This window comes from Lactobacillus delbrueckii subsp. delbrueckii DSM 20074 = JCM 1012, assembly GCF_001433875.1.
GTDB lineage: Bacteria > Bacillota > Bacilli > Lactobacillales > Lactobacillaceae > Lactobacillus > Lactobacillus delbrueckii.
Genome location: NZ_AZCR01000067.1, coordinates 1 through 7,411, shown reverse-complemented (window position 1 = coordinate 7,411; position 7,411 = coordinate 1). Strand labels below are relative to the sequence as shown.

Annotated in this window: 7 protein-coding genes; 3 read left to right on the top strand and 4 right to left on the bottom strand. The window is 53.3% G+C overall.

The features are described from left to right. Positions 1-151 precede the first annotated feature (151 nt). From FD23_RS07690 to glpK, 4 genes are all read right to left on the bottom strand, one after another. On the bottom strand, positions 152-652 hold the full coding sequence (locus FD23_RS07690; protein ID WP_003613594.1) for an O-acetyl-ADP-ribose deacetylase: 501 nt from the start codon (positions 650-652) through the stop codon (positions 152-154). After that, complete coding sequence (locus FD23_RS07685; protein WP_025896286.1) at positions 652-1,434, bottom strand: tyrosine-protein phosphatase; 783 nt, start codon at positions 1,432-1,434, stop codon at positions 652-654. Before FD23_RS07685 ends, FD23_RS07690 begins: the two co-directional genes overlap by 1 nt. Before the next feature lie 111 nt (positions 1,435-1,545). Beyond that, on the bottom strand, positions 1,546-2,304 hold the full coding sequence (locus FD23_RS07680; RefSeq protein WP_025896288.1) for a tyrosine-protein phosphatase: 759 nt from the start codon (positions 2,302-2,304) through the stop codon (positions 1,546-1,548). A gap of 33 nt (positions 2,305-2,337) precedes the next feature. Further along, a complete protein-coding gene (gene glpK / locus FD23_RS07675) occupies positions 2,338-3,846 on the bottom strand; it encodes a glycerol kinase GlpK (protein ID WP_052933804.1) in 1,509 nt (502 codons plus the stop codon). Between the two features lie 196 nt (positions 3,847-4,042). On the opposite strand from glpK, the gene FD23_RS07670 reads away from it, so the two are divergent. From FD23_RS07670 to FD23_RS07660, 3 genes are all read left to right on the top strand, one after another. After that, the gene (locus tag FD23_RS07670; protein ID WP_052933805.1) at positions 4,043-4,711 is read left to right on the top strand and encodes a type 1 glutamine amidotransferase; all 669 of its coding nucleotides are present in this window, start codon (positions 4,043-4,045) and stop codon (positions 4,709-4,711) included. A 124-nt stretch (positions 4,712-4,835) separates the two neighbouring features. Next, a complete protein-coding gene (locus FD23_RS07665; protein ID WP_025896290.1) occupies positions 4,836-5,072 on the top strand; it encodes a hypothetical protein in 237 nt (78 codons plus the stop codon). Positions 5,073-5,195: 123 nt separating this feature from the next. Next, the gene (locus FD23_RS07660) at positions 5,196-7,286 is read left to right on the top strand and encodes an AAA family ATPase (protein ID WP_052933806.1); all 2,091 of its coding nucleotides are present in this window, start codon (positions 5,196-5,198) and stop codon (positions 7,284-7,286) included. The last annotated feature ends 125 nt before the right edge of the window (positions 7,287-7,411 follow it).

The window sequence follows — 7,411 nt, the reverse complement described above, 5'->3', positions numbered from 1 at the left end:
TGACCGCATTTACCGGCGTAGATAGTCAAAATCTGCCAGATGTTATGGTAAGTGTTCAATTTATTCTTGCAATTGGCGAAAATATAATTTACACTATTTTCAAATTAGCATTAGTTTGAATCATCGTGAGAGAGATGTCAATCTACATTTCCTAGCCCAGCAATTTCTGGTACAAGGCGTAAGTCCGGGCGTCGTAGGCCACCATGATTACCCGCATTTCGTAATCCTTGTGTTCTCTCAGCCACTTGCGGACCTCACCGAAGGCCACCTTGCTGGCCGCGTCCAGCGGATAGCCGTAGACCCCGGTTGAAATCGCGGAAAAAGCGACCGAGTGCAGGCCATTTTCCTTGGCCACCCGCAGGCTGTTTCTGTAGCAGGCCGCCAAAAGCAGGGGATCGCTGTGTGAACCCGAGTAAACCGGCCCTACAGTATGGATGATGTACTTAGCCGGCAGGTTAAAGCCCGGCGTGATCTTGGCCTCACCCGTCTCGCAGCTGCCCAAGGCCCGGCAGGCCTCATTCAATTCAGGTCCCGCTGCCCGATGGATAGCCCCATCGACGCCACCGCCGCCCCGCAGTTCCCGGTTAGCCGCGTTGACGATCGCGTCCACCTTCAAAGTCGTGATATCCCCTTGCCAGATTTCTAAATTCATTAGTCCTCTTCTTCCTCCTCTAAGTACATTTCCCGGAACTTTTCCAAGTCAGCCTGCTTAAAGCCCAGTTTTCTGGTAAAAAATTTGTCAAAACTGCCCCAGCCCTGCCGGATAGTCTCCGTGATCCCTTTAACCGCGGGTCCTTCGCCCCGGGTCACATTCATCTTCGCGATCACCTGCGACAGCTTCTCATTAGTCGGATGCTGCTTCTCAATGGAAAAATCGTACAACTCATCCGTCAGCAAATAGTCCTCCGCGATGGTCTTGTCGTCCACGCCCAGAGCCATCAAGATCAAAATACTGATGATCCCCGTCCGGTCTTTCCCGGCCGCGCAGTGGTAGACCAAGGCCTGGTCCTCCGGCAGCTTCAGCAATTCCTCAAAGACCCGTTTGATCCCCTCTTCTGAATGCTCATTTAACAAAACCTGCTGGTAGATCTTAGGCAGGTAGTCGTCAAATTCCGGCAGATGGTGAAAAAGGCGCAAGAAAGGATGGGCCTGGTTGAAGCGGTCCCCTTCAGCGTAAAGGCCAATATTCACAAAACGGACCCCCGGCCAGAGTAGGTCGGGGTAGTCCCGCTGCTCCCGGCTGGACCGCAGGTCACAGTCCACCGTAATACGCAGGTTGGCCAGCTTGACCCGGTCCCTGGCTGACATCTCGTTTAAAGCCGCCGACCGGTAGATCTTCCGCCACTTAACCCGGCGGCCGTCCAAGCCTTGATAACCGCCCAGGTCACGGAAGTTGACCGGCATGTCCAGTTCAATTACCCTTTGCATCTCCATCCGGCATCCCTCTTTTCCAAAAATCCGCGAAAAATTCTTCTCCCTTCCATTTTAGTTTTCCCAGAATTTTTTGGCAAAAAAATCGCCCCAGCTTAAGCCGGAGCGAAAATCTTATTCTAAAAACTTATCCCTAAGCCTGTCCAAGTCTCCTTGGCCAAAGCCCAGGCTGGCAAAATAGCGGTCAAATCCGCCCCAGGTCTGCCGGATCGTTTCCGTAATCCCGTAAAAAGCCGTTTGGCTGACCTGGGTCTGGTTCATCTTGGCAATCTGCTGGCCCAAGCGGTCGTTCCCATCCGCCTCATCCCAGTCCCAGCTGTATTCCCGGCTGAGCAGATAGTCCCGCAGGATTTCCCGGTCTTCCAGGCCCAAAGCCATCAAAACGATCACCGACACCATCCCCGTCCGGTCCTTGCCCATGGAGCAGTGGTAGATCAAGGCTTCATCATCTTCCAGGGTCAGCATTTCCTTAAAAATCTTCCGCATCACCAGGCCCGTTCTGGGGGCGACAAGGTTCTGCTGGTAAGCCATGGCCAGATAGGACAATTTAGGCAGCTTGACCGAATACTTCTCCCAGGCTGCCTCAGCTTCTTCCTCTTCATCCCCGCTCTCGCTGTAAAAGTGGGCGTCGACCAGTTTAGCCCCGGGCCAGAGCTTGTCCGGGAAGTTGTCCTGTTCATGCCGGGAGCGCAGATCGCAGTCCACCACAATCTTCCGCCGGGCCAGTTCCGCCTGGTCTGCCTTGGTCAAGTGGCTGAGTGACCCCGACCGGTAGAGCCGACCCCACTTGACAGTCCGGCCGTCGTGGCTGACATAGCCGCCCAAATCCCGGCAATTGTATCCGGCCTCTAACTTTACGATCCGCTTTGGCATTTTTTATCCCTTCATCCTGTTAAACGTTAAAAACTAAAAATCTTTCCCGTGGGCAAAGACCCGGGTGGCCAGAACCGCCCGCTGCCAGCCCGCGTAGAGCTGGTCTCTTTCCGCCTCTTCCATCTTTGGTGCAAAGGCGGCCCCGGTCTTGGCAATTTCCTTCAAGCTATCTAGGTCTTGCCAGTAGCCGACGGCTAAACCTGCCAGAAAGGCGGCCCCCAGGCCAGTGGTTTCCAAATCCGCTGCTCGCTCGATCTTCTTGCCTAATAGGTCTGCCTGGAACTGGAGGAGGTAGTTGTTGTTTGAAGCCCCGCCGTCGACTCTGAGGACCGGAATCTCAATGCCCGAGTCCTTCTGCATGGTGTCGACCACATCCCGGGTCTGGTAGCCCAAGGACTGCAGGGTTGCCTTGATCAAGTCCTTGTCACTGCTGCCTCTGGTCAAGCCAAAAATCGCCCCCCGGGCTTCACTGTCCCAGTATGGTGCCCCCAAACCAGTAAAGGCGGGAACCACATAGACTTCATTGGCGTCTTTAGATTCCAGGGCCGCCTGCTCTGATTCAGGAGCTGAGTTCAGCAGCTTGACCGAGTCTCTCAGCCACTGGATGGCTGACCCGGCCACGAAGACTGACCCTTCCAAAGCATAGTTTACTTGATCGCCCAGCTTGTAGCCAATAGTCGTCAGCAAATTATTCTTGGATTCAATCGGTTCCTCCCCCGTGTTCATCACGATGAAAGACCCGGTCCCGTAGGTGTTCTTGACCATACCCGGCTTGACGGCCAATTGGCCAAACAAGGCTGCCTGCTGGTCCCCGGCCATCCCGGCGATCGGCACTCTGCCGCCGAAGAACTGGTAAGGGTCAGTTTCCCCGTAGACTTCAGAATTTGATTTAACCTCCGGCAGCATGGCCCGCGGAATCTTCAGCAGGGCCAGGATCTCCTGGTCCCAGGTCAAATCATGAATGTTAAAGAGCATGGTCCGGCTGGCATTGGTGCAGTCAGTTACATGGACCTTGCCCCGGGTCAGCTTCCAGACCAGCCAGGTGTCGATCGTGCCAAAAAGCAGCTCTCCTTTTTCCGCCCTTTCCTGGGCCCCTTCCACATTGTCCAAAATCCAGCGGATCTTCGTGGCAGAGAAGTAAGGGTCGATCACCAGGCCCGTCTTTTGCCGGATCATCTCGCTGTAGCCGTCCTTAACTAGCTTTTCCGCGATATCGCTAGTTTGCCGGGACTGCCAGACGATGGCCGGATAGATTGGCCGGCCCGTCTCCTTGTCCCAGACCACCGTGGTTTCTCTTTGGTTGGTAATCCCGATGGCCGCCAGTTGGTCCGGCCGGATGGCGGAGTTGATCAGGGCCGTTGACGTCGTGATCTGGACTGCGTTCCAGATTTCCTCAGCATGGTGCTCTACCCAGCCGGGCTTGGGGAAGTACTGGGTGAATTCTCGGGCCACGCTGGCCACCTGCTGGCCGGCATGGTTGAAAATGATTGCCCTGGTTGAGGTAGTCCCCTCATCGATTGCCAAAATGTATTGTTCACTCATATGTGATCCTTTAAACTTATCCTTTTCTTGCTTTACTTACTTGCTTTTTCGCCGTCTTTTGCGAAAACGCTTACCATCTTAGTCTAAGCCAGTTTGTGAAAAAAGCAAGCCAAAAGGATCTGGCCTTTAGATTATTATTTTTCCGCCTTTTAGTTTATAATTAGTGTGATTGATTACGATAAGGAAGAATTTGACTATGGATGATAATTTGATTCGAATTGCCTACCTCTACGAAGACTTGATGAACACCTACGGGGACTCCGGTGACGTCAAGATCCTCCGCTACTTTTTGCATAAAAAAGGCTGGCAGACCCAGATCGACAATATCTCCCTGGGCAGCCAGTTCAACGCGGACGACTACGACTTTGTCTTCTTCGGCGGCGGCCAGGACTATGAACAAAGCATCGTGGCCAAGGACCTGCAGCGCTTCAAGGAAACCCTGAACGACTACATCCAGGCTGGCAACCCCATGCTGGCCATCTGCGGGGGCTACGAACTGATGGGAACCCACTACAACACCATTTCCGGGACTAAGATCAAGGGCCTGGGGATCCTGCCCCTGCACACGGAATTTGACCCAGAGAAGCGGATGATCGGTGACACCAAGTACGAAACTGAATGGGGCCCGACCATCGGCTTTGAAAACCACTCCGGCCAGACCTTCCTGGATGACCGGAAGATGCTCAAACCTTTCGCCAAGGTAGTCGAAGGCTACGGCAACAACCATAAGGAAAAGGAAGACGGGGTCCGCTACAAGAACTTCATCGGCTCCTGGTCCCACGGCCCGATGCTTAAGAACGAGAATGTGGCTAATGCCCTGGTGGACATGATTTTGAAGCGGCACGCTGCCCGCGTGGCCCAATAAGATAGCTTTTTGACCAGCTTTTGACCAGCTGGTCTTTTTTTCGCGATTTTTTAAAAAATCGTTATTTCACACTTGTGGTATATCACAGATGTAGTATAATAGATGGCGTAGGGGAGTGAGAACGATGAAGATCGATATTCTTCGATACCTCGACGACAAGCACCTGACCATTTACCGGGTGGCGAAAGAGTCGGGCTATGGCTACACTACCCTTCACAAGTCATTTAACAAGCAGCAATCAAATGCGACGCCAATCAACTTGCGCGATCTCGACGCGATCGCCCGGGCCAAGCACGTGGCGATGTGGCAGGTTCTGCGTGAGCTGGAGAATGATTATCTCAGCGATGACGATGATGACTAAACTAAATACGAAGGCTGGTTTAACCGCTGAGCAAGTCCTATTGATTTGATTTCGCTTGATGTAGAAGGAGTTTTTAGTTAGCCAAAAACCAGCAACTTATTTTACTCAGAAAGGGGTAAAATCATGGATTACAACAACTTTAACGATATGGATGATCTTTTTAGAGAATTAATGAACGACTTGGGCGGCTTCAATTCCGAAAACCGCCGCTACTTGATCAACGGCCGGCAGGTAACCCCGGAAGAATTCGCTGAATACCAGAAGACTGGACAGCTGCCAGGACAAGGCCAGGCCAAGAATTTCCAGGGCAAGCAAAAGAAGGCCAACGGCATTTTGGAAAAGTTAGGCCGGAACCTGACCGCTGAAGCACGGGAAGGCAAGCTCGACCCGGTCATCGGCCGGAACAAGGAAATCCAGGAAACGGCGGAAATCCTCTCCCGCCGGACCAAGAACAACCCAGTCCTGGTCGGGGACGCCGGGGTCGGCAAGACCGCGGTCGTTGAAGGCTTAGCCCAGGCAATTGTCCACGGGGACGTGCCGGAAGCAATCAAGAACAAGGAAATTATTTCCATCGACATCTCCAGCCTGGAAGCCGGGACCCAGTACCGGGGCTCCTTTGAGCAGAACATCCAGGACCTGGTCAAGGAAGTCAAGGACAGAGGTAATGTCATCCTCTTCTTTGACGAAATCCACCAGATCCTCGGTGCCGGCGGCATGGGCGACGGCAATGGTTCCAAGGGGATGAGCGACATCTTGAAGCCGGGTTTGTCCAGAGGTGAAATCACCGTAATCGGGGCCACCACCCAGGATGAATACCGGAACACCATCATGAAGGACACCGCTTTGGCCCGCCGCTTCAACGAAGTAACTGTCAATGCTCCGAGTCCAGCTGAAACTTTCAAGATCTTGATGGGACTCCGGTCCTTATACGAAAAGCACCACAATGTGGAACTGCCAGACGACGTATTGAGGGCCGCCATCGACTACTCAGTCCAGTACATTCCGCAGCGGTCCCTGCCTGACAAGGCCATCGACCTTTTGGACATGACCGCCGCTCACCTGGCTGCCCAACACCCGGTGACTGACGCCAAGACCATTGAAAAGCAGATCAAGGAAGAAAAGCAGGCCCAGGAAAAGGCCGCTGAAAAGGAAGACTACGAAGCCGCCCTTGACCACAAGACCAAGGCTGAAAAGCTGGAAAAGCAGCTGAGTGAAAACCACGAGGAAAGAAAGACCGTGGCTACCCCGGCTGACGTGGCCGCTGCCGTTGAACGCCTGACCGGGATTCCGGTTTCCAAGATGGGCGCCAGCGACATCGAACGCCTAAAGGGGCTCAGCAGCCGCTTAAAGAGCAAGGTTATCGGCCAGGATGAAGCCGTTGAAGCAGTAGCCAAGGCTATCCGCCGCAACCGGGCTGGCTTTGACGAAGGCAATCGGCCAATCGGCTCCTTCCTCTTCGTTGGCCCGACCGGGGTCGGCAAGACGGAACTGGCCAAGCAGCTGGCCTTGGACATGTTTGGCTCTAAGGATGCCATCATCCGCCTGGACATGTCTGAATACTCCGACCGGACAGCCGTTTCCAAGCTGATCGGGACCACGGCCGGCTACGTGGGCTACGATGACAACTCCAACACCTTGACGGAAAAGGTTCGCCGCAACCCTTACTCAATCATCCTTTTGGACGAAATTGAAAAGGCTGATCCGCAGGTCATCACCTTGCTCTTGCAGGTCCTTGACGACGGCCGCTTAACTGACGGGCAAGGCAACACGGTCAACTTCAAGAACACCATCATTATCGCTACCTCTAACGCCGGCTTCGGTAATGAACAGCTGATGGGCGACGCTAAGAAGGACGAGACGCTGATGGACCGGCTGGCTCCTTACTTCAGACCGGAATTCCTCAACCGCTTCAACGCGGTCATCGAATTCAGACACCTAACCAAGGAAGACTTGAAGGAAATCGTTAACTTGATGCTGGCTGACGTAAACAAGACTCTAGCCAAGAAGGGCATCAGCTTGACTGTCAGTGAAAGCGCCAAGGACTACTTGATTGAACAAGGCTACGACGAAGCTATGGGGGCACGGCCGCTGAGAAGAGTCATCGAACGGGAAATCCGTGACAAAGTAACTGATTACTACCTGGACCACCTGGACGTCAAGAAGCTGAAGGCGGACATGGCCGACGGGGCCCTGGTTATCAGTGAAGATAAGTAATAGGATTCTGTTAAAGATCTTGCACAATCGTAAAAAAGGCAGTCAAATGTGATATGACCCCCGAAATTAGGACACTAATTTCGGGGGTTATTTTCATGACTAAATACACTAAAGAAATCAAACTT